This window comes from Pantoea sp. S18, from assembly GCF_045689705.1.
In the GTDB taxonomy this organism is placed as follows: Bacteria; Pseudomonadota; Gammaproteobacteria; order Enterobacterales; family Enterobacteriaceae; genus Pantoea; species Pantoea symbiotica.
The window spans coordinates 438,605-464,740 of sequence record NZ_CP142688.1 but is presented as its reverse complement, the minus strand read 5'-3'; the positions used below and the strand labels follow the sequence as shown (position 1 = coordinate 464,740).

Below are 26,136 nucleotides of genomic sequence, written 5' to 3'. Positions count from 1 at the left end.
CGCCATAAATGGCGACCCTACAAAGTCTATTTATTAGTTATGGGTTTACGCTGCATCAGCGCATAACTCATAATAATCGATGCCATCAGAATAAACACCGAACTACTTTGTATCCATACGGTATCAGTTAAACCGAAAATAAAAATGGAAACAGGCAGCAGCGCGACATCCAATGCCCGACGCCGTATAGCCACCATAATCAACCCAACATAAAAAATAACCAGGGTGACGGCACCGGCGATCCCTTGCAGCGAAAGCGTTTCTAATAAATCATCATGCAAGTGATACATGACATTTTTATAGGCTTCAGGATTAGCACGTTCATTGGCTTTAATATAAGCGCGTGCTTTATCCGTTCTGTCATCCGGACTTTGCCCCAGCAGCGACCAGGAGACGCTGTGATAGCCACTTTTCCAGATCGAGAAACGTGCACCAATCGAGGTATCATTATTTTTCTGATAACTGTCGATCTCGTTCTGGATGTTGTCCAGGCGATGCATAATAGAGCTTGGCATCAAGAACAGGCCACCAGCAATGAGTAGCACAAGAATCACCAGTGAATATTTTCCCGCCCAGCGATGAACCAGATAGAAACATAGCAGGTATAAAACAGGCAACACCAATACCGCCGCACGAGATTCAGTGAGGAACATCAGCAGCATATTCACCACAAAGATAGCCGTGAACAGCAGAATTTGATTGAGACGGCGAACGATCACCTTATTGACAATAAACAGTTCAGTTAAAGCCAATGCCGTGATCAGGTACGAAACGGTTCCTGCTGAATCTGTGAGTAATCTAATACGTTGCTGTGTCTGAGCGTGCTCATAAAAAGCGGCGCCAAGCGTCAGCAGTAAACCAAAAATCAACAGGCACACGCTAATGCGCAACACTTTCTCCGACAGACAATGACGCCATGCGATGAAAAAATAGCTGACAAAAGCGGAGATAATGAAGAGCTTCCCGCCCTGAAAATAGTTATCCACCACATCACTGAAATACGCATCGGCATAAATACGCGACCAAATCACCCTGACTAAGCCCAACAGCAAAATGGGAATCGCGACGATTAAAGCACTCTTATCCAGTACGAATTTTCTTTTTATTCCCTGAGCAAGCAGAAAAAACAGCGTTAAATAACCGACCAGATAGAATGTTTTCTTAGGGTATGCCGGAATAACTAACGAGGTCGCAAACGCCATAGTCAACAACAGAAAGCAAAGCTGATAAACATTGTTTTCGGTTAGCAGCGGCTTTAAACGTAAAGTCTGCACTCAAAAATACCTCATTTTAAAATACTTAATGCGCCAATAGAGTGCCGACGACCGTTGATGGCTACGGAACAAATATTTATACATTCTCTTCGCTTGCTGCGCGTTTTTAGGTGCTTCGAAAGGAACATCGGCTAACGGTGAAATCTGATAAAGATCGCGATAGTAATGGCCAACGTGCTGTTGATTCCACTGTTGCCAGGGTTTATCAGCACCAGCGTAATGCAATAAGCAGGTATTATGCGGCACATCCTGCGTATAACCGTTATCATCGTGTGAGAGCATGTTAATGGTATTAAAGCGAGCTTCCGTAAATATCACACGATCTTCAAGCAGCGTATTTAACGCATCCTGATCAAGATACTGGAACTGTTTTCCCTTTTCGCTGAGCAAATTAAAAGCGCGTTCACTCACCTGCTCTCGGTTCCACTTTTGAACATCAATCAGCATCATGCCAGCATTAAAGTAGCGTTTTCCACGCAGGCCAACATTTTCAGCCAACTGCGCTTGCAGTGCTGCAATCTCACCAACAACCAGAGCAATCACTTCGGATGGCATGGCAACTTGCCATAATTCGTCGAGAGGATTCAGACAAACCATATCCGCATCGAGATAAAGCAGTTTATCGGCATGAGGCAATATAAGCGGAGCGAGAAAACGATAATAGGTCGCGCGAGTGAACAGCTCTGTAGTGGGGAAAGCACTAAACAGACTGTCCTGAATATGATGCAGCGTTAATCCATGTGACTGTCCGACGAATATTTTTTCCAGACGCGCCGTATCAATTGCGGAGATTTCCGAAGAGATAAGATGAAAGTGATAACGCGCATCATCGGCATGCTTGATTATCGACATGATGGTAATCAGCGAGTGGGCGATGAATTTACCATCAACACCAAAAAAGATATGCCGGTCGCTTTGCGCGGGGAAAAGGTGCTGAGAATTAATGGTCTTGAGAATGTCTTTATCCATCCTGCACTTTTCTCCGGGTGAACGCGTGCGTTCTGTCAATGCATCGTGCCTGAGCAATTATTAACCAGAAGCGATTCTGGTTGCAGCCGGAGTTTATCAGTCAGGGTTTGGCAAATAAAGCGAAGTGGAGGGGGAATAAATCTGGTTTCCAACGTAAAACTCTCCTGCAAGCAGGAGAGTTTTCGTCAGCTAAAAAGGTTATTTCGCGGCGAACTGCGCGTAGTTCTCAGGCGTAATGGTTTGATACGGAATCCAGTTAAACTCCTGCACTTTCTGCTTCTCCAGCAGCGCTTTAGTCACCTGCACCGCGCCGGTCGCCTGCCCTTTTGCATCCTGGAAAATGGTCAGCGTCATTTTGCCGTTCTTCACGAACTGCTGACCATCCGGCGTGCCGTCGATACCGGCGACCAAAATCTTCTCATTCTTCGCCTGGTTGAGCGCCATGATGGCACCAATCGCCATCTCATCATTATTCGCCGCGATAGCGTCAATCGGACGCTGATTCAGCAGCCAGCTCGACACCACATCCACCGCTTCGTTGCGCTGCCATTTGGCGCTCTGCTTCTCAATCACCTTCATATCTTTGTATTTGGCGATCACTGCTTCCACCGCACGGGTGCGTTCGCGCGCTTCTTCGTTCGACAGCGCGCCCATCAGAATCGCCACGTTACCTTTGTAGTTCATCTTCTTCGCCAGCGCTTCCATCTGCATTTCGCCGCCCAACGCCGAGTCTGAACCGACATACGCCATGTCGGTGGGCAGCTTCACTTCCGGTTTACGGTTGACGAAGATCAGCGGAATGCCGGCGTTTTTCGCTGCGGTAATCATCGGCAATACGCCTTGGGTATCCACCGGATTGAGGATGATGGCATCGACGCCCTGATTCACAAAATCATCCACCTGTTGCACCTGCAGCGCCACATCGCCTTTGGCATCGACAAACTGGCTGTTGAGCTGATTAGCTTTCAGTTCCTCCTGCATCTGGGTGCGCAGAATCGAAACGAAGTTGAGATCGAAGTTCGCCAGCGCTACGCCGACTGTAAAGGTTTTAGCGCTCGCGCTCAGGCTGAGCAGCAATGCGCAGAGGCACAGCATCACATTTCTGATGTTCATGGGTTAGTCCTGTAGGGTTGAGATATTATTATTTATTTCATCGAGTTAACGCCGTGCAACAGGCAAATACCCGGCGGTGGAACCATTAAAGCGTGAAGTGATCGCGGAACTGCTGCAGCGCGGCGCCACTTTCGCCGCTGGCCCAGCCTTCCAGCGCCACGGTGCCCTGATAGCCGACATCGTGCAGCGCGCGGGCGATGGCGCGATAGTTAATCTCGCCGGTACCCGGCTGCTGACGCCCCGGCACATCGGCCACCTGAATCTCACCAATCGCCGAACCACAGCGGCGAATCAGTTCGATCAAATTGCCTTCGCCGATCTGCGCGTGATACAGGTCAAGATTCATCTTCAGCGCTGGGCTGTTTACCGCTTCCACCAGCGCTAGCGTGTCGGCGGCCAGCGCAAACGGCGTGCCGGGATGATCAACCGGCAAGTTAAGGTTCTCCAGCGTGAAGACGCGTCCGGCGCGCTCGCCCAGCTGCGCCACTTTGCGCAACGTATCGGCGGCTTTCAGCCACATCGCACCGGTCACCACTTCAACCGGTTTGACCGGCAACCCTTTGTCATCCAGCCCGGTGCCGTGCAGGTTTAACGCCGGACAGTTGAGCCGCTCGGCCACCGCCAGCGATGCTTCGGCACTTTGCAGCAGCTGCTGAATCTCGTCATCGTCGGTCAGATTGCCGCTGAGGTAGCCGGTCATCGAGGTGAAACGCGCGCCGGTTGCCGCCAGCGCATCGATATCTTTGTTGGCCCAGCCCCAGATTTCGACGCCAAAGCCCAGTTCATGAATGCGTTTCACGCGCTCGACAAAAGGCAGATCGAGAAACACCATTTCGGCACATACCGACAGCTGATAACCGGCCATTAGCGACCTCCCAATTTGATCGGCTGCTGCTGCTGCACCGAGTCGATACAGGCCAGCGCGATCTCCAGCGCGTTACGCGCATCTTCACCGGTAGCGCGCGGCGTCTCGCCACTGCGAATGCAGCGGGCAAACTCTGCCATCTCCGCCACATAGGCTTCGCGCAGCAGATCTGAATCCATGCGTGAGGTTTCAATCGCGATGCCATCCTGGTGATAGCGCACGCAGTTGTTAACGTTGATGTGGCCCGCCTGCAACATGCCTTTGCTGCCGAACACTTCGCCGCGCACGTCGTAGCCGTATACCGCCTGGAAGTTGGCTTCAGCGGTGGCGATCGCGCCGTTATCAAAGCGTATGGTGACCACCGAAGTATCGAGCAAGCCTTTGTCTTTGAAATCCGGGCGCACCAGCGCATCGGCCAGCGCATAGACTTCCACCGGCTTCGCGCCAGGGTTGAAGTGCAGCAGCGTATCGAAATCGTGAATCAGTGTTTCGAGGAAGATCGTCCACTGCGGGATGCGCGAAGGATCGTGCAGGCCGGGATCGCGCGTCAGCGATCGGCTCAGCTGCGTGGTGCCATTCTCACCCGCTTTCACTGCAGCGATCGCCGCCGCAAAACCTGAATCAAAGCGGCGGTTAAAACCGACCTGCAACACTACGCCAGCCGCTTTCGCGGCGGCAATCGCGCGATCCGCCTCATCCAGCGTTACCGCCATCGGCTTTTCGCAGAACACATGCTTGCCGGCCTTGGCGGCTGCGATCACCCATTCGGCGTGCGTACGCGCCGGCGCGGCAATTGCCACCGCCTCAATCTCAGGATCCTGTAGCAGCGCATGCAGATCGCTGTAGGCTTTGGCGACGCCCAGCTTGTTGGTCAGCGCTTCGGCCGCGCCCGGTTGCGGATCGGCCACCGCCGCCAGGATCGCTCCCGGCACGCGCCAGGCCAGGTTTTCCGCGTGGAAGCTGCCCATGCGTCCGGCGCCAATCAGGCCGACGCGTACTGGCTTAAGATGAAATGTCATGACCTATTCCTTTTTGTTTTGGATGTGCTCATTCGAGCGTAGGGATGTGCAATCTGTAGTGCAAAGGCGATGCCAACTGCAATCCGCCGCTTTATGTGAGGCATAACACAGATATAGCTCACAATCTGGCAACAAAATTTACATGTCAACTTCACATGTCAATAAAATGGACATTCCATCTTGGTCAGGAGTGTTACATGCGTGCCAGTGAGCGTTTGCCGTTTAAAGATGAAAGCGATCCGATCTTCAGCTTGCCGGACAGCGCCGAGGTGGGTGAATGGGATACGTTGTTGTGGCAGGGCTGGCACAGCTTCGAACGCGGCGAACAGCCCGGCTGGATGCGGCACAGTATTTTGCAGTCGTGGCAGCGATCGCAGCAGAGCGCGATCGATCCCGCCACCTTCGCCTATGTCTCGCCGCCCGCAGCGGAACTGGCGGCGATCCTTGAGCACAACGCCGAGTTGATCCTCGCGGCGCGCAGCATCATGGAAAACCTGCTGGCGTATAACCCGGATGGCCACATCAACCTGACCGATGCGCAAGGCGTGACGCTGCATTTCTGCGGCGCGGATCTGACGCCGGTCGGCAGCATCCTGCGCGAAGAGGTGCTCGGCACCAACTGCACCGCACGCTGCCTGATTGAGCAGCGGCTGGTGTATGTATTGAGCGGCGAGAACTGGAAGCTGGATCTGCGCAAACGCCATCGCCAATGCGCCGCCGCGCCGGTGCGTGATGCCAGCGGCCAGTTGCTGGGCGTACTCACGTTGACCGCCACGCCCGACAACTTCAATGCGCACACGCTCGGCACGGTGCAGGCGGCAGCGGAAGCGGTCGGTCAGCAATTGATGCTGCGCCGTTTGCTGGCCGAGCAGCAGTCGATCCTCGAAACCCTGAACGAAGGCGTGATCGTCTGCGATCGCCACGGCCGCATCAAAACGCTGAATCGCTATGCCCGCCAGATCTTTAGCGGCCTCGATCCCAACGCCGGGCCGATCGACGTGCTGCTGCAACCACAAGGCGGATCGCTGCTCACCATGCCGTTCTGCAATGACCGTGAACTGCAATTTATGCCAGATGGCGTGAATCCCCTTTCCTGCCTGATTTCGCTGATGCCCGCGCCCGACGGCGGCCGCGTGCTGTCGCTGCGCGAAAACCAGCGTATCCGCGCCATTACGCGCCGTGTGATGGGCGTGGGCGCCAGCTACACCTTTGAGATGATTCGCGGGCACGCACCGCGCGTGCTGCAAGCGATTCAGAAAGCGCGCGCCAGCAGCCGCTCTGACAGCACCGTGCTATTAACCGGCGAAAGCGGCACCGGTAAAGAGCTGTTCGCGCAGGCGATTCACAACGCCAGCCCGCGCCAGCAGGAAGCCTTTATCGCGCTCAACTGTGGCGCGCTGCCGCGTGATTTGGTGCAGAGCGAACTGTTTGGCTATGTCGATGGTGCTTTTACCGGATCGCGGCGCGGCGGCTCAGCGGGCAAATTTGAGCTGGCGGATGGCGGCACCTTGTTCCTCGATGAGATTGGCGAGATGCCACTCGAGGCGCAAACCAGCCTGCTGCGCGTGCTGCAGGAAGGCGAAGTGGTGAGAATCGGCGCGGCGCATCCCATCAAGGTTAACGTGCGTATCATCGCCGCCACCCACTGCAATCTGCTGGATGCGGTGGAGAAAGGCGCGTTCCGCCGCGATCTCTACTATCGCCTGAATGTAATTTCGCTAGAGATTCCGCCGCTGCGCGAGCGTCAGGAGGATATTCCCGGCCTGGTGAATACCTTTATTCAGGCGCTCTGCACCCGATTAAAGCGCATCGCACCGCAGCTCTCCGCCGAGGCAATGAGCTGTTTACAGGCGTGGCACTGGCCCGGCAACGTGCGCGAGCTGGAGAATCTGGTCGAGCGCATGGTGAATTTGTGTGAAGGGCTGGAGATTGATCGCCACGATCTGCCGGAAGAGATGGTGCAGCGTAACGCGCCTGTCGCCAGCGAATTGAGCTCGCTGCAGGAGAATGAGCGCCAGCATGTGATGCAGGTGGTGCGCGAGCAGAAAGGCAACCTGCGCCAGTCCGCGCAGCTGCTGGGGATTTCACGCACTGCGCTGTATAACAAGCTGAATCAGTGGCAGGTGGATGTGGCAGAATTGCGACGCTGATTATGTAGGGTCGCCATTCATGGCGACCTGGTTTTCAACCGCACAACTTACAACGACGCCCCACCACAGATCACCAACTCCTGCCCGGTGATCGCATCAGCGGCCGGCGACAGCACAAATCCCGCCAGCGCCGCCACTTCCTCTGGCCTGATATAGCGCCCCATCGGCGGCAGCTTTGGCGGTGAACTGGCGCGGCCGGGCTGCAGCAGCATGGGCGTCTCCGTCGCGCCCGGCGCAATCACATTCACCGTGATGCCTTTGGGTGCCAGTTCCGCCGCCCAGCTGCGCGCCATGCCCACCATTGCCGCTTTGGTGCTCACGTACTGGCTGCGATTCGCCGCGCCGCGTGACGTGCGGCTGCCGATCAGCAAGATACGATCGCCCTGCGCCATCTGCGGCTGCAAGGCATTCGCCATGATCTGCGCCACCTGCACGTGCAAGTACCACAAACGCGTGCTCTGCTCTTCATCCAGCTCACCGAGCGGCGCAGCCGCCATCATGCCCGCGGCGTGCACCAGCGCATCCACCTTGGGCAGCGCCAGTAGCGCCTGCTTCAGCAGATTGGCATCCAGCAAATCCACGCTAACCGAGGTGAACGCCGAATGATCTTTCTGCACCGGTGTGCGGCTAAAACCGGTCACCTGCCAACCTTGCTGCAACAGATGGTCAGCGATCGCCGCGCCAATGCCAGAGCTGACGCCCGTCACCAGCGCGTGTCGCGGCCTGCTCATCCTTTCACCCAGCTTTCATCGACGCGCACGTATTTAATCGCCTGACGAAAATAGGTGTAAGCCACATGCAGCGCGCCATCGTCACTCTGCTTAATGCTTGGATAAGAGAACTCGCGGTTGAGCTTTTGCTGCGAATTATTGGTCATGCAGTAGCCATCGCCTTCGTCGAGATTGCGCTGCCATGGCCAGCTTTTGCCGCCATCGGCGGAAATCGCCAACGTCATTGGCGCGCGGGGTGCGCCCCAAAATGCGGTGCGTCCGCTGTGCACCACCGGCTCGGCCGCCACCGCCACATCGCCGTCATCCTCTTCATCTTCAATTTCGTCATACAGCGATAAACGGCGCTCGCTGGCATCTTTGGCGCTCATGGCATTAAACACCAGCGCCAGATGGCCGTTGCGCAGCGTAGTGACCTGAATCGACGAGTTGTTGTTTGGCAGTTCAGTCGCCAGCGGCGCACTCCAGCTTTCGCCGCCGTCGGTCGAACGGCTTTGATAGATAAAATCGGCCCAACGGCTACGATACAGCGCCAGCAAGCTGCCATCCTGCAGCAGCGTAATGTTCATATGCACGCAGCCCAGGCTGTCTGGCACCGCCACATCGCGCCAGCTTTGGCCTTTATCGCTGGAGATTTTCACCGCGCTGATATCATCGTTACCCACCCATTTCACGCCTGGCTGCGTTCGGCAATAAAACACCGGCAGCAGCCAGTTACCGTTTGGCAGCACCACAATCGGCTGGCGAATAAAGGTGCCGGGCTGATCGAGCAAGGTGTCGATGGCGCCCCAGCTGCGGCCGAAATCACGTGACTGACGGTAGCGCACAATCGCGGTGTCCTGATTGCCGGATTTCTGCGCCGTCCACAGCAGCCAAAGCACCTGTTCGGGATCGAGGAACAGCACCGGATTCTGCTCGGATCGCGTGGGATCGTCCGACAGCTTTTGCGCCTCGCTCCACTGCGTGCTGCCGTTTTCCAGCCGCGAGCACCACACAGAAATGTCGGCGATCCCTTCCTGCGTGCCACCAAACCATACGCACAGTAGGTCGCCATTGGGCAGCGGTAACAGATTCGCCGCGTGATTCTGTGGGCAGACCGAAGGCAGCATTGCCGTGAGCTGTTGCGCATCCTGTGTGTGCGGAGAGAGGTTACCGCTGCGTTCAACGGTAAGGATTAAATCACTCATTTCAGGCTCCACTGTTTTGCATTGAAGATTTCGGGGCTTTTTTCTCATCGGTTTGGCTTGACGGGATCAGGCGGTCAATCACCATGATCACCGCAGGCGTAATCAGCGCCACATACATGTTGTTGATACCAAAAGGATCGCCGAGCAGATACCACACCGAGGTCATGACGCAGGCACCAATCAGGCCGGCATTAGCGCCACGCGTGCTTTTAAAGAACGGCAGATAGAAGGCGATGATCGCCACCACTGAAATCGACAGACGAATGGCGCGGGTGAAGAATGAGAGCTTCAACACTTCCGGCACGAACAACACGAAAATCAGCGGCAGGAAACCGATCAGCAGCGACAGCCAGCGCGTCATGCGGAACTCGCGCTCCGGCGTCGGATTGCGATAGGGCACGTAGAAATCTTTCACCACCAGCGAGGCAATCGCCAGCGCTACGGTGCTGACACTGACAAAGATCGACGCCACTAATGAGGTGGTGACAATCCCCGCCAGCCACGGGCTCATGTCCTGCAGAAACACCGGCAACGCATAAAGACTTTTGATATCGGGATGCAGGTATTTCGCCGCCACGCCAATCAGCGCGATGGCAATGGCAATCGGCATGCAGAAGAAGAACGCCACCCAGGTCGCACGTTTGGCGGACTCGGCACTTTTGGTTGAGGCAATCGCCTGAATCACAAACTGCGTACAGAAGATCGAGCCGATGGTGCCAATCATCCAGGCGAAGATAGTGCTGCCGCCGACGTTGCCATCCCACGTCCAGTAGAAATGCGGCATCTCTTTGATCATCGGGCTGACGCCGCCGGTCATGTGCAGCGCCACGCCGAGAATGATCAGAATACCGATATATTTCAGTCCGCTGTGCAGCAGCGTGACCCAGGCGATGCCTTTCATGCCGCCGAACATAAAGTAGAACGTACTGACGATCGCGGTGATCACCGCTGCGGTGGTGAGATCGAGGTTGAGCACCGTGGAGATTGCCGCCGCACCGCTAACGTAGTTACCGACGTTAACCAGCAGCAGCGCATAGATCATGATCAGCGAGATGATGTTTTTGGTGGAGTTGCCATAACGTTCAGCGATCGCCGCAGAGATGGTGATTTTGCCGGTGTTGTAGATGCGTTTGACCAGCAGAAAACCAAACAGCGGGAAACCGATGGCGGCACCAATCACCGACCATGACGCGGCAAAGCCATCCTCGAAGGCCGCCTGAGCCGTGCCGATGGTGGATTTAGCGCCGATGTATTCCGACATCAGCATCACGCCCACCACAAAAGCCGGCATCACATTGGATCCGGCCATAAAGTCACCGCTGTTTTTACTGCGCAGGCGCCAGGTGAGCCAGGTGGTGAACAGGATGTACGCAATGACAATCCCGACGATAATCACCATCCCTTCTGTAGAGAATTGTTTCATTTCAGCCTCATCGATAACGTAGGGTCGTGGAACGCGCTGGGCTTCACGCGTTCCGTTGATGAGGTGGCCGATGTTGTTATTAACGCGTGTCTATGCACTTCGCCACCCCACTTACGCTTATGATTCATTTCGCTCAAACAAGAATGAATTTACGCATAATGGAGGCAATTTATAGGATAAACAGGGCTGAATTTGTTTGATACTGCTCACAAATCATCAATGATGATTGTAAATAATCAAAATAGACTTATTAATTACAGCTCCGTCTGCAGGAAATCAACAAACGCGCTGATGCGTACCGGCAGCTGACGCTGCGGCTGCCAGACGGCAAAAATGTCGCCATCAGTGGCGCTCCACTCTGGCAGCACATGCAGCAGTTCACCGCGTTTAATGCTGTGCTGCGCATCCCACCACGAACGCAGCAGAATGCCATGCCCATCTAACGCCATTTGCATTGCCACTTCGCCATCGTTGGTGATTAAGCTGCCGCGCACCTTTTGCGTCAGTTGCTGTGTGCCATCGCCCAAACGCCACAGCGCGAAATCACTGTCGAACTGGCGCAGTAAAATGCAGTTGTGCTGCGCCAGCCCGGCGATGCTTGCCGGCATGCCGTGGCGCGCGGCGTACGCAGGTGAGCAGCACAGCACGCGCGGATTAGTGCGCAGCTTACGCGCAATCAGTCGCGCATCGGGCGGCTCACCGACGCGGATGTCGATGTCCACGCGCGCATCGAGAAAATTGAGCGGCTGGCTGCTGAGCTGCAAACTCATCGCCAATTCGGGGTGCAGCGCGGCAAAACGCGACACGCAAGGTGCGACGTGACGCCGCCCAAAGCCGAAAGAGGCGTTGATGTTGAGCGAGCCGCGCAGCACCGAGGTTTGGCTGCTCACCGATTCCTCCAGCTCCGCCAGCTGATCCAGTAGCGGACGCGCACCTTCCAGATAGCGTTTGCCCTCCGCCGTCAGCTCCAGCCGCCGCGTGGTGCGCTTAAGCAGTTGCACGCCCAGCCGCTGCTCCAGCTGGCTCAGGCGCTTGCTCACCGCCGGAAGCGATAAGCCAAGTTCGCGTGCGGCAGCGGTTAAGCTGTCTAGCGCCGCCACGCGCACGAAGAACGCCAGATCGTCAGTTGAAGTGCGCGATTCTCTACTTTTATTCAACATTGGCTTATCGCTCAGGCTAATTATTTCCCACAGATGCATGGTTATACTGCGTACAGAACATCAACAGCAACCTGCGAGAAACCCTATGAGCGGCAAAACCTATAAAATCGCCGTCATCCCTGGCGATGGCATTGGCAAAGAAGTGATGCCTGAAGGCATCCGCGTGATGGATGCAGCGGCAAAGAAATTTGATATTGCGCTGGAGTGGCAATGGTTTGATTTCGCCAGCGCCGAATATTGGCAGCAGCACGGCAAAATGCTGCCCGATGACTGGTTCGCCACGCTCAGCCAGTTCGATGCCATCTACTTTGGCGCGGTGGGCTGGCCGGATGTGGTGCCGGACCACGTGTCGCTGTGGGGATCGCTGCTGCAATTCCGTCGCGAGTTTGATCAGTACGTCAATCTGCGTCCGGTGCGTCTGATGCCGGGCGTCAAAGCGCCGCTGGCCAATCGTCAGCCGGGCGATATCGATTTCTACGTGGTGCGTGAAAATACCGAGGGCGAATACTCGTCGGTGGGCGGCACCATGTTCCCCGGCACCGATCGTGAAGTGGTGATTCAGGAAACGGTGATGACGCGCGTTGGCGTCGATCGCATCCTGAAATTTGCCTACGAACTGGCGCAGAAGCGCCCGAAAAAACACCTCACGTCGGCGACTAAATCCAACGGCATCGCCATTACCATGCCGTATTGGGACAGCCGCGTGGAAGCGATGGCACCGAGCTATCCTGATGTGAAAGTCGATAAATATCATATCGATATTCTTACCGCCAACTTCGTGCTGCATCCGGATTGGTTCGATGTGGTGGTCGCCAGCAACCTGTTTGGCGACATCCTGTCGGATCTCGGCCCGGCTTGTACCGGCACCATCGGCATTGCGCCTTCGGCCAACATCAATCCGGAAGGTAAATTCCCTAGCCTGTTTGAGCCGGTGCATGGATCGGCGCCAGATATCGCCGGTAAAGGCTTGGCCAACCCGATTGGCCAGATTTGGTGTGGCGCGATGATGCTGGAGCATCTTGGTTACGCTGAAGCGGGCGCGGCGGTGCTGGATGCCATTGAGCGCACGCTGGCAGCGGGCAACAGCCTGACGCGTGACCTCGGCGGCAGCGCGTCAACCGAGGAGCTGGGCGCGGCTATCGCGCAGGCGCTGTAACATCCAGGTGCGCATAAATGCGCACCCTACGAAAACCTGTTTTACGATGTCAAAAATTCGCACCATGCCGTTGTAGGGTCGCCATTTATGGTGACCTCTATTATCGGTGCGCATAAATGCGCACCCTACGAAATCTGCACCGTTTCCGCATGCCAGCCGTGCGGCAACGGTTGCGGGCGCGCAATCACCACGTTATGCAACTGCAGGTTCTCCACGCCGCGTGCAAACACGCCCGGCAAGCCATCCGGATAGGCGGCAACGCCGTACGCTAAGCCCGATGCGCTATCCAGTTTATACGCATTATCGAGACCCATGCCGGTCGGCGATTCAGGGTTACACGGCGGGCGCACATCGTAATGCCCTTGATCCGCGCCTGTCGCCACCACTTGCCGCAGCTGCACATTCGCCAGCATCACATCACGAATCTGCCCCGGCTGTTCCGCATGCAGGTTAATTGCTCCTTCCATCACCCCGCTGACGTTGCTGAATTGCAGTTGCTCGATGCTGCCCGGTGCTATCGCCGGATCGCGCGCCCGCACCGAAACAAACAGCGCATCGGCTTTACCCCAATGACACGGCGGCGCATGGCGGCAGGCCAGCGTGATATTGCTGAACAGCAAACGGCGGAACTGGCCGCCATCGCGCGATAGCAAGCCAATCGCGCGGTTGGAATCAAAGATGGTGCAGCCGGAGACGGTGACGTCTTCCACGTCGTCGAAGGTTTCGGTGCCGATTTTGAACGCGCAGCTGTAAGAACGCAGCAGGCAGTTACTGATCATGATTTGTCGCGCGGCACGCCGCAGATGCGCGGGTTTGTGTGTAGTTTTGATGCAGATGGCGTCATCGGCCGCGCTCAGGTAGCTATTGCTGACAAACACCGCTTCACAGCTGTCGATATCCAGCGCATCGGTGTTCGGCATGCTCATGCTGTTATCGATGGTGAGATGATCGACGTGCACATGGCGGCAACTCACCAGATGTACCGTCCACATCGGCGCCTGGATAATGGTGAAATCTTCCAGCGTCACCTGCTCGCAATCCTCAAACACCACGATGCGCGGGCGCTGCGGACGCGGCAGGCGATATCCCTGATCGTCCTTTTCTGCGGCAAACCAGGCATCGCCGTTACCGTCGATCACTCCTTTACCACTGATGCGGATATTGCGCTGTCCGGCGGCGTAGAGCAGCACATGCTGTGACAGTTCAGCCTGGCTCTGCGCCAGCTGCTGCTGATAATCCTCAACGCGGGAACTGGCGAGCAGCGTGGCGCCCGCTTCGAGATGCAGATTGATGTTGGAACCCAGCGTCAGCGTGCCGAGATGATAGCGACCGGGCGGCACCGACAAAGTGCCGCCGCCGCGCGATGCCAGATGATTTAAAGCGCGCTGGAAGCAGTGAGTATCCAGCGTTTCGCCATCGGCGATGGGATAGAAATCAGCCAGTGAAACGTGCATGCGGTTCTCCTGAATAGCGGCGATGCGCTATTGCAGCACGCGCCGCATGACCAAAACCTTTTGCTGGTGGACAATAAGTGCCGTTATGTATCGTGCGTTCATCACGAAGGTCGCCATAAATGGCGACCCTACGACGGTGGTGTGTGGATGTTGTAGGGTCGCCATTCATGGCGACCGTGATGATTGTGGTGTGCGACCCTACTTGACGGCGCCTTCGGTGACGCCGCTGATAAATTTGCGTTGGAACACCAGGAACACCGCCACCAGCGGCAGAATGACAATCATCGCGCCCGCCATCAGCACCGGAATATCGATGGTATTTTTGTTCTGGAAAAACATCATGCCGATCGGCAAGGTGCGCAGCTCGTCTTTGTTCACCAGAATCAGCGGGATAAGGAACTCGTTCCACGTCCAGATAAACAGCAGCAGCGCCAGCGTGGACAGCGTCGGCCAGATTGCTGGCACCAGCAAACCCCAGAGAATTTTACGGCGCGATGCGCCATCCATCACCGCCGCTTCCACCAGCTCGCGCGGCACCTGCTGCAACGCGGTGGCGATCATCAGCGTGGTAAACGGCAGCGACAAGGCGATTTGCGGCAGAATCAGCGCCAGATAGGTGTTGGTGAGCCCCATCCAGCGCAGCTCGTGATAGAGCGGAATAATAAAGGCTTCACTCGGCAGCACCATGCCAAGGCCCAGCAGCGCGGCAACCACCGTTTTGCCGGGGATCTTCAGCCAGGCAAAACCGAATCCCGCCAGAATGCCGAGCAGGATGCTGCAGATCACCACCGGAATCACCACCAGCACCGAGTTCATGAAGTAGACGTTGAAATGTCCCTGCTGCCACGCGGTGACATAGTTTTTAAAATTGATTGATGATGGCAAGGTGAACACGCCCTGAAACAGCTCCATCTGGGTTTTGAACGAGGTCATCAGCGCCATTAAAAACGGCAGAATGGTCATCAGCGCGACAATCCAGATCAGCGCGCGTGAGACAGTTGGCGTGCCGCGCATCAGTGACGCTCCCGTAAACAAAGATGAATTAAGCCGTTGATCATCAACACAATCAGCATACTGAATACCGCCACGGCGGAGGCGTAGCCGAAGTAGTGCAGATCAAAGCCCTGCTTATACATAAAGATGTTGGTCACCATGGTTGACGTGCCCGGTCCGCCCTGCGTCATCACGTAGACCAGATCGAAAGCTTTGAGGCTGGCGATCACCGTCAGCAGCAGCGCGATGCGCAGTTCGGGACGCAGCGACGGCAGCGTGATGCGCATAAATTTCTGGCGGCGTGATGAGCCATCGAGATCGGCCGCTTCCAGCAGTGAGGGATCCATGCGCTGCAAGCCCGCCATAAACAGCACTAAGCAGAAACCGAAGAAGTACCAGGTGGCAACAAAGCCCACGGCGGGCAGCGCCCAGGTAAAATCGCCCAGCCACGACTTCGCCAGCTGCGGCAAACCGACGGCACGCAAGAACTGATCGATCGGACCAAACGCCGGGTTATACAGCCAGCGCCACACCACACCGAGCACCGCCATCGGCATGATGTACGGCAGGAAGAAGAGGATACGCAGCACGCTGCGCTCTTTGTTATTGCGCGTCTCATACAGGAAGCTGCACAACAGCAGCCCAACACCAATCGGAAACAGCGTGTAAAACAGCATCAGCAAGGCGTTATTGCCGAGCGCCACCCAGAACACTGGATCCTGGAACATGCGCAGATAGTTGCCCATGCCGATGAAAATCGGCCACGAAGTGCCGTCCCATTCAGTAAAGCTGATCCCTAACGAGGCCAGCAGCGGCAGCAGCAGAAACACCGCATACACCAGCACCGCGGGCAGAAGATAGAGCGCATTGCGCCAGGCAGATTTATTCAGCATAACCGTACTCGCTTGCGGGCCTGTTCGCGGCCCGGTCACTTACACCGGGCCGCACGTCATCAGTGCTTGAGGGTTTTCAGGTAACGTTGATAGTTGTTATCGAAGTTGATCACCATCTGATCGGCGGTCTGACGTCCCGCCAACAGCAGCTGCACATTCTGATTCAGTTCAGCGTTCATGGTTGGTGTGGCCCAGTCGAGATAATGGCCGAGACCATCGTTGTCATTCAGCGTGACCCAAACCTGATACGCTTCCGCCAGCAGCGGGTTGTCCGCTGGAATCTGCGCATTTTTGCTGGTGCCAGCCGGCAGGAAGCCCACTTTTAACCAGCGGTTCGCCATCTCATCCGAGACGATGTAATCGATGAATTTCGCCGCTGCGTCCTGCTGCGCTTTGTCTTTAGCGGTGCTGGTGATCGAGAACGCCAGATCGGTGCCGCCCACCATCAGCGGATGCTGCACGCCCTCGCCCGCTGGCATCGCGGCGAAGTGCAGATCTTTGTTGTCTTTAAACTGGCCGAGATACCAGGTTCCACTGACCAGGAACGCCGCCTGACCATTCTGGAACAGGGTCGCAGCATCATCGTGCCCAATGCCCTGGAAGCCGGGGAACAGATAACCTTTGTCGTTCCAGCCTTTCATCAGATTGGCGGCTTTCACCAGCTTGTCGTCTTTAAAGGTGCCGCCCACGTCGTAAATCAGATCGTCGAGTTTTTTCCGGTCGCTGCTCTCAATCTGCGCTTCCCACAAGGTGCTGAGCAGCTGCTGGCCCATGTTGCCGTCGAGCAGACCTAGCATCATCGGCGGCGTGCCGGCGGCTTTGAGTTTCTCCATCGCCTGCTCAAGTTCCGGCAAGGTTTTAGGCACCGCAACACCGGCTTTATCCAGCAGCGCTTTGTTGTAGTACAAACCCACCATCTCGCCGAGGCTTGCCACGCCGTAGAGTTTGCCGCTGCCGAAATCTTGTTTATCTGACCAGCGGTTACGTTTCAGGATCGAATCCGGGAAGCGCGTGGTCCAGCCGTAGGTTTTGGCGTAATCATCCAGCGGCCACAGCAGCTTGTCTTTCACCAGCGAGCCCATATCGCCGCCGCCCTGATTCACCTGCACAATCTGCGGCCCGTCACCGGCGGTCAACGCCAGCTTGAGCGGAATGCGTGTGTCTTCAAAGGAGTGCACCGAACGCTGAATCACAATGCCCGGATTCTTTTGCTGGAACGCTTTTACCGCTTCATCCACCGCTTCGGTCTGCTGCGGATAGTTGTAAATATCCCACTCATTCAGGGTGACGGCCTGCGCGGCTGCCATGGTCGCACCGAGCAAAATCCCGGCGGAGACCAGACGCGACACGGTGCGCAGTGAGCTTTGCAAACGGGAAGGACGATTGGTTGAATCACACATCATGCTCGGTTTCTCCAACAGATGACTGGCATCCCTTCATCTCGACACCTGCGATTCCCGGCAGGTTGATTCAGCAGCGACAACGCACATAATTCATACTTACTTTATGCACAAAAGAAAGTCAAACATCGCCACTGCGGAATTTTTGCTCTGTGATACAGTGCAAAGAGTAAGAAGAAAAGCCACTGGAACAGCAGAGGATGCTGCGATTCAGTGCGCAAACCAGACGGCGTTGAAGATTAAAGCCTGAGCATCAGTATAAATCACTCAGGCAAACGAAGCGCTTTAACTCACTGATAGAGCATATGAAAATCCTATAGTTATTATCATTACGCTGCGAGAGCCAATGGCAATGTGTCGTGATCTGGCGTGTGAACAGGCGTGGTGCGTGAGTTTGTCAGGCGTTCCGTCATGCTTTGTGGTTATAGTTCGCATCAGCTTTGTGCGCCAGCGCAATTATTACACCTTGAAAACTAAGTCGGCTTTCTTTACCGTAAAATCTGTTCATCTCCTGACCACAGAGGCTCCACCATGACGGCTGAAGGTGTTATTCGTCGCGCCAGCGAGGCTGATTTCCCCGCCTTGTCGCGCATCTGCTTAGAGACCGCCAATGCCGGCACCGATGCCAGCGCGCTCTACTCCGATCCCGCGCTGCCCGGCCTGCGCTTTGTCATTCCCTACGCGCGCTTTGCGCCCGAATTTGCTTATGTGCTGGAACAGCACGGCGAGGTAGTCGGCTACGCGGTTGCCGCGCCCGATACGCGCGCCTTCGAAGCAAAGCTGAATAGCGATTGGTGGCCACAGCTGCAGCAGCAGTATCGTGATTACGCGCCGCAGGCTGCGCTCGACAGCAAAGTGCTGGAAGCGATTCATCAGCCCGATGCGGCTGCGGATCAGTTGGTGACGCAGTGGCCTGCGCATCTGCACATCAATCTGCTGCCTGCCGCACAGCAAGGCGGCTGGGGGCGCAAGCTGATTGAACAACTGCTGCACGATCTGCGTGCTGCAGGCGTGCCGGGCGTTTACCTCGGCGTCAGCCTGCAAAACGAGCAGGTGTGCGGTTTCTATCAGCGCCTCGACTTCACGCCGATTATGCGCAGCAACGCCATTTATATGGGCCAACTTCTCTGATTCGAGGCATCGCATGACTAGCCTGCATCTGCAAAACGTTAAGAAGTCCTACGAGAATGTGAACGTGATTCACGGCATCGATCTCACCATTAACAGCGGCGAATTCGTGGTGTTTGTCGGTCCTTCCGGCTGCGGGAAATCCACGCTGCTGCGCATGATTGCCGGGCTGGAGGAGATCACCGACGGTAAGTTGCTGATTGAAGGTGCCGACATGACCGATCAGCACGCCACCGAGCGCGGCATCGCCATGGTGTTTCAGTCCTATGCGCTCTACCCGAACATGACGGTGCGCGGCAATCTGGCCTATCCGCTGGAGGTGATGAAGCGCCCGAAAGCGGAAATTGAACAGGCGATACAAAAGACGGCGGCTCGTCTGCATCTCACTGAATTCCTTGATCGTTTACCACGTGCGCTATCAGGCGGGCAGCGGCAGCGCGTGGCGATTGGCCGCGCGATTATCCGCCATCCGCGCATTTTCCTGTTTGATGAGCCGCTGTCGAACCTCGATGCCGAGCTGCGTTTGCAGATGCGCATTGAGATTGCTCGCCTGCATGCCTCGCTGGGCAACACCATGATCTACGTGACGCACGATCAGCTGGAGGCGATGACGCTGGCGGATCGCATTGTGGTGCTGCGTCAGGGCCGCATTGAGCAGGTTGGCGCACCCATGGCGCTGTATCGCGATCCCGACAACCTGTTTGTCGCCGGATTTATTGGCTCGCCGAAGATGAATTTCCTCAATGCCGAAGTGGCGGCGATCGCGCCGGGCGCGGTGCAGTTACGTGTGCCCGCGCTGGGCATCAATCAGCTTACGCTGCCGATCGCCGCGCCGTGCCGCGAAGGGCAGAAAATCACGCTGGGCGTGCGCCCGGAGCATTTCCAGCCGGTAGGCAGCAACGATGATGCCGTGAGTTTCAGCGGCGAATTGTCGTTTAGCGAGATGCTGGGACACACCAATTATCTCTATCTCGATATCGGCGAAGAGAAGCTGCTGGTGATTGAGGAGCGTAACGTGGCGGAACACGCGATTGGCGAGAGGATGAGTTACCAGCTGCGCGCCGAGCATTGTTTGCTGTTTGATGAGCAGGGTTTGCGATTACGTTGAGGGGTGCGGTGCGTTGGTGATGACGGTCGCCATAAATGGCGACCCTACGAAAATCCCGCAGAATAATTGTAGGGTCGCCATTTATGGCGACCGTCCCAACGCGCGCACAAAATCACGACGCGATATCCTCATCTGCCTGCGCAGCCAACAAATCCAGCAACTTATTCACCGCAAACCCGGCAGCGCCCTGCGCCCACATGCGGTTGGATTCGGTGAGGAACTGCAGCGGCGTCATGTGCGGCGTCAGCTTCAAACGGTAGGTCTGGAAACTCTGCGTAATATGATCAAGCAAAATGCGCGAAGCCATTTGCGGCTCCATCGCCAGATACACCACGTCCGGATCGTAAGCCACCGACAGATTCGCCAGCGACATCCCTAAATGCTGCCCGGCCTCGGCCAGCGCGCTCAGCACCTCCGACGTTGGACGCACATCGAGATCGCGCAGCGTGAGCGGCGCCTCTTCTTTCGCGGTGGCCGCCACGCGCTGTAAAATCGCCTGCGACGATGCCACATCCTCCAGCAAACGCTCAGAACCATCGCCCAGCAGCGACACACCAATCTCACCGGCTTTGCCGTGACGACCGCGATAGAGCTGGCGATCGAGCAGAATCCCCGCGCCGATGCCTTTGCCGAAGGTAGCAATCACCGCCGACTGCGCGTGACCAAGCTGACCAAACACCAGCGCCGCCATTGCCAGCGCGTTAGCATCATTTTCAATAAATACCGGCAGCGAGAAACGCTCTTCCAGCAGCCGGGCAATCGGCACGTTATCCCAGCCCAACGCGCGTGACAGCACGCAAACGCCGTTGCTGGCATCAACCAAACCCGACAGCGCCAGACCAATCGCCCCAACCTTTTTGCCTTCAACGCCGCGCAAAAACTTCGCCAGCGCATCGCCCAGCTGCTTGGGCGTCATCGCGCCAGAAGGAATCTGCTGTTCACCGATGATGTTACCGCTGAGATCGGTCAACACCATCAGATTGCGTTCGGCGTTGAGCTGAATCCCCACCACGCTGGCGTGATCCGGATTAAGGCCAAGCAGCGTTTTGGGTCGCCCCATCGAGACGCGACGCAGCCCCAATTCCTGCACAATGCCGCCGGTCAGCAGACGATTGGTGGCTTGCGATACCGTCGACATGCTTAGGCCGCTGCGCACTTTGAGATCGGATTGACTAATAGGCGCATTTTCGACAATCAGCCGCAGAATGCGCGCGGTTACGTTGGGAGCGCTCATGAGCCTCTTTATCTGAAATTAAGCGGGAAGTGTCAGGCTGAACTGCGTGGCGAGGCGAATCGCACCGCTCAGCGCATCGCCCTGCGGCGGCACCAATAGCGCAGCGATATCCGCCGGCAGCCACGCCTGAATGGGTTCGGCTAATCCGCCCATTAAGGCCAGTTTGCCGTGGCTGCGCGCCAGCAGCGGCTGCACCATCTGCACGATATCCGCTGCGCATTGAGTTACCAGCGCAATGCCGTGCACATCGCCCTGCTGCGCGGCAGCGAACACCTCAGGCACCACGCGGCCCCAATCGGCAGGCGTCGCCTGTTTCGACCAGATCAGCAGTTGTTCCGGGCTGTTTTGATAGCTTGCCATGATGCGTTGCGTTAACGCCGAGGCGGGCACAATCTCTTCGTGCGCCAGCAGCGCCAACCGCAGCGCGCGTTGGCCGAGAATCGCGCCCGAACCGGCATCCGACAGGGCAAAACCCCAGCCGCCGAGCAGCGTGAAGTGCGCACCATCCCAGGCCGCGCCCTGGCTGCCGGTGCCAATAATAAACACCGCGCCAGGCGCACCGGCGTGTGCACCGGCACAGGCGATTTCGACATCGGTAAATAGATAGCGCGCCTGACAGCGTGGCTGCCAGCTGGCGAGACGGGTTTGTACCGAGGCGACATTCGCGCCCGCCAGCCCGGCGACAATCACCGTGCGGTCGCGCGCTTCAACGGGTAAATTCGCCTGCGTAAACAGATCGTCGATGACCTGTTCAATGGCCACAATGGCGGTATCAAACTGCGACCAGACGTTAGCAGGACCGCCTTTGGCTTCCGCCAGCAGCCGTCCGGCGCTGTCGGTCAGGCGTCCACGACAGTGCGTACCACCGCCATCAATACCCAGCATTAGTGATTGCACGCGCTTCCTCCTGCCAGCCCGAAACGGTATGACGCTTATAGATGTGCGAAAGATAGGGGAAAAAAACTTAAATCGCAATAACAAATAAATAGGCAATCCGTATAGTTAATTAAAATAGATATAAATCATATAAATAACAATTTTTCACCAATTGAGATCCGCCACACGGATTGACATTAGTTTTTCTGTCGTAATAAGTTAACGGTCAGATTATCAGCAGCCTGACAGGTCGGGCGGCTTACAGGCAACGGGCTTCAGGGGTACAACATGAAAGTGGGCATTATTGGTCTGGGCTTTCGTCTTTCCCATGTGGTGAAAGAGTTCAACAAAGCCGACACAGCGTTTTCCGTAGTGGGTTATGTCGACCCCGCTCCGGCAGGATTACCGAATCTGCACAGCTTTGGCATCGATGCGGGCACCGCGTTTGACAGCGTGGATGCGCTGCTGCAACACGGCGGCTTTGATCTGCTGCTGGTGGGTTCGCCGAACTTTATGCACCTTGAACATATTCGTCAGGGCTTAGCGGCGGGCTACACAGTATTCACCGAGAAACCGGTGGTGATCAACGAAGAGCAGACTATGGCGATGGCACAGCTGGTGCAGCAATATGGTCACGAGCGCATTCTGGTCGGTTTGGTGCTGCGCTACTCGCCGCTCTATCGCGACCTGCTCACCGCGCGCGATGAAAATCGCCTCGGCGAAATTACCTCAATTGAAGCCACCGAACATATCAAGCCGTATCACGGTGCGTTCTTCCAGCGCGACTGGCGTCGTCTGGAGAAGTACGCTGGCCCGTACATTCTGGAAAAATGCTGCCACGATATCGATCTCTATCAAGGTTTGGTCGGCGAGCGTCCAGTGCGCGTTGCCAGCTTTGGCGGACGCAAAAACTTCACGCCGCAGCATGCGCCTAAAGGTGCGGTAACGCCGCAGTCTGAGGTGTATCACGTTAAGCCGAGCGGCTGGTCAAGCACCGATGCGGTGTTTGATGGCGATGCCGATATCGTCGATTACCAAACCGCGCTGATTGAGTATGCCGGTGGCGCCACCCTCGCCTTCCACGCCAACCTTAACGTGCCGGATGAGTTCCGCCGCTTCTGCGTGATGGGCACCGATGGCATGGCCGAAGGTGACTTCGTGCGTAACTATTTCCGCGTGCACAACGCCCGCACCGGCGAGCGCGAAGTGGATACCGAGTATGACGGCAACGCTTATGACGGCCATTACGGCGCCGATGCGCTGATGGCAGAAGAGATTGTGAAACACATTACGCAAGGAACGCCGCTGAAGGTTTCCGTGGTGGATGCGCTGGAAGCGGGCCTCACCGCGATCAAAATCGATGAAGCGCGAAAATCGAAAACCGTGGTGGATATGACGGAGAGCTGGAAAACCTTTGACGCCAGCCTGGGGAAAGCAATAAAGGTGTGATGTTGGGGGATCGTGCGGGTTGTGAAACGGTGCGCATAAATGCGCACCCTACGCCGTAGGGTCGCCATTCATGGCGACCGTCAAAATGGACGAACGAAGTCATGACGACCAACCCATCAAACCACGGTTTCGTTTTCCAGCTTCTGACGCTTACGCAGATGCGGGAAAATCGTCATCCACACGCCCACCACGATCAGCGTGCCGATGCCGCCAATCGCCGCTGCGGGTACCGCGCCCATCCACGCCGCCAATAAACCTGACTCAAACTCGCCGAGCTGATTCGAGGTATTAATGAAGATAGCGTTGACCGCATTGACGCGGCCGCGCATGTCATCCGGCGTATCCAGCTGCACCAGCGCGCCGCGAATCACCATGCTGACCATATCGAATCCGCCCAGCGCTGCCAGCGCGATCACCGACAGCCACAGCTGGGTGGAGAGCGCGAACACCAGCGTCGCCACGCCAAAACCCGCCACCGAACCGAACATGATCATACCGACGTTCTTTTCCAGCTTATGACGACTCAGCCACACGCCAACCAGCAGCGCGCCGACCGATGGCGCACCGCGCAGGATGCCCAATCCCCACGGCCCGGTATGCAGGATATCCTGCGCGAAGATCGGCAACAGCGCAGTCGCACCGCCCAACAGTACCGCGAACAGATCGAGTGAAATCACGCCGAGCACATCTTTGCGATCGCGGATAAAGCGTACGCCGGCAAACAGGTTCGGCAGATTCATCGGCAAGCGCGCCTGTGGCGGCCGCTCATAGCGCAGTCGGCTCACCAGCACGATGGAGAACAGATAGAACAGCGCCGAGACGCCATACACCACATCCGGACCCGCAACATAAAGGAAGCCGCCGAGCGTTGGGCCGATAATCACCGCCGCCTGTCCGCCCACCGAACTGGCGGCCATGGCGCGGGCCAGAATCGGCGGCGGCACCAGCGCGGGCAGCATCGAGGTAATCGCTGGCCACTCAAGCGCCTTGGCCACGGAGATCAGGAACACCAATCCCCAAATCTCAATCTTGCCCGCCCAGTTCATCAGCGTGAGCGCAACCAGCCCCAGCAGCGCCAGCCACTCAATGCATTGCCCGAGCAACACGATGCGGCGACGGTCGAGCTGATCCGCCAGATGTCCGGCGGGCAGTGCCAGCAACACGGAAGGTAGAAATTGCATCAGACCGATCATGCCAAGCGCCATCGCGCTGTGGGTCAGCGCGTAGATTTGCCAGCTGACCGCGACCGAGAACATTTGAAAACCAAACGATGAACAGGTGCGCGCCAGCCAAAAGGCGACAAACGACCTGTGCCGCAGCAACGAATCCTCTGCTGCGGATACTGTAGAGCCCATAGTTTTATCCCATCCTAAATCATTACATCGGTTAGCGTCGTTGCACCAACCTGGTGAAAAGCCACATCATGGCTTCCGCTTTATTTTTTCAGGCCACAGAGTGCGGCATCTTGTTGAGCCAGGCAATGGCTAGCCGTGCTGTTTAAAAACAGAAGCTTATCCAAAATTTAGCTAAGCATAGCGCTCTTAATATTAGCCGGCTGATGGTTATAACGTGAAAATATCATCACAGATAAGATGAGTGTGAATTATCGCAACCGCTTCACTTAATATCTCTCTATCAGAGACAATTAAAAAAGCTCAACTTTATTAAGTAAAGGGTTTATATTGTCGCGATTAAGATTTCACCAGACGCCCGTTCTTATAATAATTAAGACGTTCCATCCAATTAATTTATTCACAGAGATAAATGGAAAACAGATCTTATAATCCTTATGTTACTGAGCGCATTCGCCGTTTCGACGGTGCGCTAGCTGGCGTGTGTTATTCAGCACCTTTTATGCATTGCGAACAGGAAAGCACGACAACACTTAATGGATGCAACATAATTTCGCTGCATAACCAGTTGCCGGATGCACCCGAATTAATAATCATCCCGTTAACGGGAAATAACCTTCTACGCTTTTTACAGGCACCGGATAATTATTCCTGCCTGCAGAATGAGAATGTACAACTGGCGATCAATTATGCCGATTTAGTTCAGCAAGATAGTGCATTACGCCAGGCCGCAGAGCGTTTCTCATTTTGGCTATATGATTTAGCACCACCCGGCACCTGCTGGAAGAATATATCCACCTTTCCTTTTCGCGGTATTGTGCTGACCGATGAGTTTTTTAACGATAATTACCTCAAGTTCAGCTTTCCTTTTCTGCTGGAGTCCTGTCGCGAAAGAGAAGCGGAGGTAATATTACGTACCCAGCAGTTAACGCTGCCTGCTGAACACTATGCGCAACTTAATTTGAGTGGCTGGCAACAGCAACGTACCAGCAGCATGCTGCTCGAAGGGTAAACGTTTACACAAAGTGTTGCTCTTAGGTGTTATGGCCCGATCTAACCGGACATAACACCTTTATTCCCCCATAAAATGTCGCACTACTTCCTCCCCACGAGTGCAAAGCACTAAAAATATCAAACCCTTTAACGTTTTTAAGATAAAATTTAACGCAAAGGGAACATCTCGCCGCACGGAAAGCGTCGTTCGA

General features: G+C 56.1%; 22 protein-coding genes. 6 read left to right on the top strand and 16 right to left on the bottom strand.

Annotated elements, in window-relative coordinates; all coding sequences use genetic code 11:
* Positions 1-26 precede the first annotated feature (26 nt).
* The 5 genes from VIJ98_RS02010 to VIJ98_RS01990 form a co-directional block, all read right to left on the bottom strand.
* Positions 27-1,274 carry an O-antigen ligase family protein gene (locus tag VIJ98_RS02010; protein WP_323272023.1) on the bottom strand — a complete coding sequence of 416 codons (1,248 nt, stop codon included), beginning with the start codon at positions 1,272-1,274 and terminating at the stop codon, positions 27-29.
* On the bottom strand, positions 1,275-2,243 hold the full coding sequence (locus VIJ98_RS02005) for a glycosyltransferase (protein ID WP_323272021.1): 969 nt from the start codon (positions 2,241-2,243) through the stop codon (positions 1,275-1,277).
* Between the two features lie 198 nt (positions 2,244-2,441).
* Complete coding sequence (locus VIJ98_RS02000; RefSeq protein WP_008105550.1) at positions 2,442-3,356, bottom strand: substrate-binding domain-containing protein; 915 nt, start codon at positions 3,354-3,356, stop codon at positions 2,442-2,444.
* An 85-nt stretch (positions 3,357-3,441) separates the two neighbouring features.
* Positions 3,442-4,221: a TIM barrel protein gene (locus VIJ98_RS01995; RefSeq protein ID WP_154154599.1), complete on the bottom strand. Its 780-nt coding sequence runs from the start codon at positions 4,219-4,221 to the stop codon at positions 3,442-3,444.
* On the bottom strand, positions 4,221-5,240 hold the full coding sequence (locus tag VIJ98_RS01990) for a Gfo/Idh/MocA family oxidoreductase (RefSeq protein ID WP_154182562.1): 1,020 nt from the start codon (positions 5,238-5,240) through the stop codon (positions 4,221-4,223). Before VIJ98_RS01990 ends, VIJ98_RS01995 begins: the two co-directional genes overlap by 1 nt.
* Positions 5,241-5,437: 197 nt before the next feature.
* Between VIJ98_RS01990 and VIJ98_RS01985 the strand changes: the two genes are divergently transcribed.
* Positions 5,438-7,390 (top strand): sigma 54-interacting transcriptional regulator, encoded by a 1,953-nt coding sequence (locus VIJ98_RS01985; RefSeq protein ID WP_323272019.1) that lies wholly within the window; start codon positions 5,438-5,440, stop codon positions 7,388-7,390.
* A 47-nt stretch (positions 7,391-7,437) separates the two neighbouring features.
* Here the strand turns inward: VIJ98_RS01985 and VIJ98_RS01980 are convergent, their stop codons facing one another.
* The 4 genes from VIJ98_RS01980 to VIJ98_RS01965 all read right to left on the bottom strand — a co-directional run bounded on the left by VIJ98_RS01980 (position 7,438) and on the right by VIJ98_RS01965 (position 11,888).
* Complete coding sequence (locus tag VIJ98_RS01980; RefSeq protein ID WP_323272017.1) at positions 7,438-8,121, bottom strand: SDR family oxidoreductase; 684 nt, start codon at positions 8,119-8,121, stop codon at positions 7,438-7,440.
* Positions 8,118-9,305, bottom strand: a complete 1,188-nt coding sequence (locus tag VIJ98_RS01975) for an exo-alpha-sialidase (RefSeq protein ID WP_323272015.1) — start codon at positions 9,303-9,305, stop codon at positions 8,118-8,120. The genes VIJ98_RS01980 and VIJ98_RS01975 overlap by 4 nt, the downstream gene beginning before the upstream one ends.
* A 1-nt stretch (position 9,306) precedes the next feature.
* A complete protein-coding gene (locus tag VIJ98_RS01970) occupies positions 9,307-10,728 on the bottom strand; it encodes a sodium:solute symporter family protein (RefSeq protein WP_154182552.1) in 1,422 nt (473 codons plus the stop codon).
* Between the two features lie 254 nt (positions 10,729-10,982).
* Entirely contained in the window at positions 10,983-11,888 is a 906-nt protein-coding gene (locus VIJ98_RS01965) for a LysR family transcriptional regulator (protein WP_323272013.1), read from the bottom strand.
* 85 nt (positions 11,889-11,973) lie between these two features.
* Between VIJ98_RS01965 and VIJ98_RS01960 the strand changes: the two genes are divergently transcribed.
* Positions 11,974-13,044 (top strand): tartrate dehydrogenase, encoded by a 1,071-nt coding sequence (locus VIJ98_RS01960; protein ID WP_323272011.1) that lies wholly within the window; start codon positions 11,974-11,976, stop codon positions 13,042-13,044.
* Positions 13,045-13,169: 125 nt separating this feature from the next.
* On the opposite strand, the gene VIJ98_RS01955 is transcribed toward VIJ98_RS01960, so the two are convergent.
* The 4 genes from VIJ98_RS01955 to VIJ98_RS01940 all read right to left on the bottom strand — a co-directional run bounded on the left by VIJ98_RS01955 (position 13,170) and on the right by VIJ98_RS01940 (position 17,787).
* The gene (locus VIJ98_RS01955; RefSeq protein ID WP_323272009.1) at positions 13,170-14,498 is read right to left on the bottom strand and encodes a glycoside hydrolase family 28 protein; all 1,329 of its coding nucleotides are present in this window, start codon (positions 14,496-14,498) and stop codon (positions 13,170-13,172) included.
* Between the two features lie 198 nt (positions 14,499-14,696).
* Positions 14,697-15,512 (bottom strand): carbohydrate ABC transporter permease, encoded by an 816-nt coding sequence (locus VIJ98_RS01950; RefSeq protein WP_312664495.1) that lies wholly within the window; start codon positions 15,510-15,512, stop codon positions 14,697-14,699.
* A complete protein-coding gene (locus tag VIJ98_RS01945; protein ID WP_061718332.1) occupies positions 15,512-16,384 on the bottom strand; it encodes a carbohydrate ABC transporter permease in 873 nt (290 codons plus the stop codon). The genes VIJ98_RS01950 and VIJ98_RS01945 overlap by 1 nt, the downstream gene beginning before the upstream one ends.
* Positions 16,385-16,443: 59 nt before the next feature.
* Positions 16,444-17,787 carry an extracellular solute-binding protein gene (locus tag VIJ98_RS01940; RefSeq protein WP_323272007.1) on the bottom strand — a complete coding sequence of 448 codons (1,344 nt, stop codon included), beginning with the start codon at positions 17,785-17,787 and terminating at the stop codon, positions 16,444-16,446.
* A 528-nt stretch (positions 17,788-18,315) separates the two neighbouring features.
* Between VIJ98_RS01940 and VIJ98_RS01935 the strand changes: the two genes are divergently transcribed.
* Both VIJ98_RS01935 and VIJ98_RS01930 read left to right on the top strand, forming a co-directional pair.
* Positions 18,316-18,915, top strand: coding sequence for a GNAT family N-acetyltransferase (locus tag VIJ98_RS01935; protein ID WP_323272006.1), 600 nt, complete (start codon positions 18,316-18,318; stop codon positions 18,913-18,915).
* Positions 18,916-18,928: 13 nt separating this feature from the next.
* A complete protein-coding gene (locus VIJ98_RS01930; RefSeq protein WP_154193233.1) occupies positions 18,929-20,020 on the top strand; it encodes an ABC transporter ATP-binding protein in 1,092 nt (363 codons plus the stop codon).
* Positions 20,021-20,132: 112 nt separating this feature from the next.
* On the opposite strand, the gene VIJ98_RS01925 is transcribed toward VIJ98_RS01930, so the two are convergent.
* Together VIJ98_RS01925 and VIJ98_RS01920 are read right to left on the bottom strand one after the other, a co-directional pair.
* Entirely contained in the window at positions 20,133-21,254 is a 1,122-nt protein-coding gene (locus tag VIJ98_RS01925; protein ID WP_323272004.1) for an ROK family transcriptional regulator, read from the bottom strand.
* A gap of 18 nt (positions 21,255-21,272) precedes the next feature.
* A complete protein-coding gene (locus VIJ98_RS01920) occupies positions 21,273-22,151 on the bottom strand; it encodes a BadF/BadG/BcrA/BcrD ATPase family protein (RefSeq protein ID WP_323272002.1) in 879 nt (292 codons plus the stop codon).
* A gap of 267 nt (positions 22,152-22,418) precedes the next feature.
* Here VIJ98_RS01920 and VIJ98_RS01915 point away from each other — a divergent pair, with 267 nt between their 5' ends.
* A complete protein-coding gene (locus VIJ98_RS01915; protein WP_323272000.1) occupies positions 22,419-23,579 on the top strand; it encodes a Gfo/Idh/MocA family oxidoreductase in 1,161 nt (386 codons plus the stop codon).
* Between the two features lie 116 nt (positions 23,580-23,695).
* On the opposite strand, the gene VIJ98_RS01910 is transcribed toward VIJ98_RS01915, so the two are convergent.
* The gene (locus VIJ98_RS01910; RefSeq protein ID WP_008105588.1) at positions 23,696-24,934 is read right to left on the bottom strand and encodes an MFS transporter; all 1,239 of its coding nucleotides are present in this window, start codon (positions 24,932-24,934) and stop codon (positions 23,696-23,698) included.
* 409 nt (positions 24,935-25,343) lie between these two features.
* Here VIJ98_RS01910 and VIJ98_RS01905 point away from each other — a divergent pair, with 409 nt between their 5' ends.
* On the top strand, positions 25,344-25,943 hold the full coding sequence (locus VIJ98_RS01905) for a hypothetical protein (protein ID WP_154154634.1): 600 nt from the start codon (positions 25,344-25,346) through the stop codon (positions 25,941-25,943).
* Positions 25,944-26,136: the final 193 nt, after the last annotated feature.

Excerpts from the sequence above, each read along its gene's own strand:
- VIJ98_RS01940 (WP_323272007.1), bottom strand. The coding sequence starts at position 17,787 with ATGATGTGTGATTCAACCAATCGTCCTTCCCGTTTGCAAAGCTCACTG.
- VIJ98_RS01925 (WP_323272004.1), bottom strand. The coding sequence starts at position 21,254 with ATGAGCGCTCCCAACGTAACCGCGCGCATTCTGCGGCTGATTGTCGAA.
- VIJ98_RS01945 (WP_061718332.1), bottom strand. The coding sequence starts at position 16,384 with ATGCTGAATAAATCTGCCTGGCGCAATGCGCTCTATCTTCTGCCCGCG.
- VIJ98_RS01960 (WP_323272011.1), top strand. The coding sequence starts at position 11,974 with ATGAGCGGCAAAACCTATAAAATCGCCGTCATCCCTGGCGATGGCATT.
- VIJ98_RS01970 (WP_154182552.1), bottom strand. The coding sequence starts at position 10,728 with ATGAAACAATTCTCTACAGAAGGGATGGTGATTATCGTCGGGATTGTC.
- VIJ98_RS01975 (WP_323272015.1), bottom strand. The coding sequence starts at position 9,305 with ATGAGTGATTTAATCCTTACCGTTGAACGCAGCGGTAACCTCTCTCCG.
- VIJ98_RS02000 (WP_008105550.1), bottom strand. The coding sequence starts at position 3,356 with ATGAACATCAGAAATGTGATGCTGTGCCTCTGCGCATTGCTGCTCAGC.
- VIJ98_RS01990 (WP_154182562.1), bottom strand. The coding sequence starts at position 5,240 with ATGACATTTCATCTTAAGCCAGTACGCGTCGGCCTGATTGGCGCCGGA.
- VIJ98_RS01930 (WP_154193233.1), top strand. The coding sequence starts at position 18,929 with ATGACTAGCCTGCATCTGCAAAACGTTAAGAAGTCCTACGAGAATGTG.
- VIJ98_RS01950 (WP_312664495.1), bottom strand. The coding sequence starts at position 15,512 with ATGCGCGGCACGCCAACTGTCTCACGCGCGCTGATCTGGATTGTCGCG.
- VIJ98_RS01915 (WP_323272000.1), top strand. The coding sequence starts at position 22,419 with ATGAAAGTGGGCATTATTGGTCTGGGCTTTCGTCTTTCCCATGTGGTG.
- VIJ98_RS01955 (WP_323272009.1), bottom strand. The coding sequence starts at position 14,498 with ATGCACGTTTCACTGGCTGATTTCTATCCCATCGCCGATGGCGAAACG.
- VIJ98_RS01965 (WP_323272013.1), bottom strand. The coding sequence starts at position 11,888 with ATGTTGAATAAAAGTAGAGAATCGCGCACTTCAACTGACGATCTGGCG.
- VIJ98_RS02005 (WP_323272021.1), bottom strand. The coding sequence starts at position 2,243 with ATGGATAAAGACATTCTCAAGACCATTAATTCTCAGCACCTTTTCCCC.
- VIJ98_RS01935 (WP_323272006.1), top strand. The coding sequence starts at position 18,316 with ATGACGGCTGAAGGTGTTATTCGTCGCGCCAGCGAGGCTGATTTCCCC.
- VIJ98_RS01985 (WP_323272019.1), top strand. The coding sequence starts at position 5,438 with ATGCGTGCCAGTGAGCGTTTGCCGTTTAAAGATGAAAGCGATCCGATC.
- VIJ98_RS01905 (WP_154154634.1), top strand. The coding sequence starts at position 25,344 with ATGGAAAACAGATCTTATAATCCTTATGTTACTGAGCGCATTCGCCGT.
- VIJ98_RS01980 (WP_323272017.1), bottom strand. The coding sequence starts at position 8,121 with ATGAGCAGGCCGCGACACGCGCTGGTGACGGGCGTCAGCTCTGGCATT.
- VIJ98_RS01910 (WP_008105588.1), bottom strand. The coding sequence starts at position 24,934 with ATGGGCTCTACAGTATCCGCAGCAGAGGATTCGTTGCTGCGGCACAGG.
- VIJ98_RS01995 (WP_154154599.1), bottom strand. The coding sequence starts at position 4,221 with ATGGCCGGTTATCAGCTGTCGGTATGTGCCGAAATGGTGTTTCTCGAT.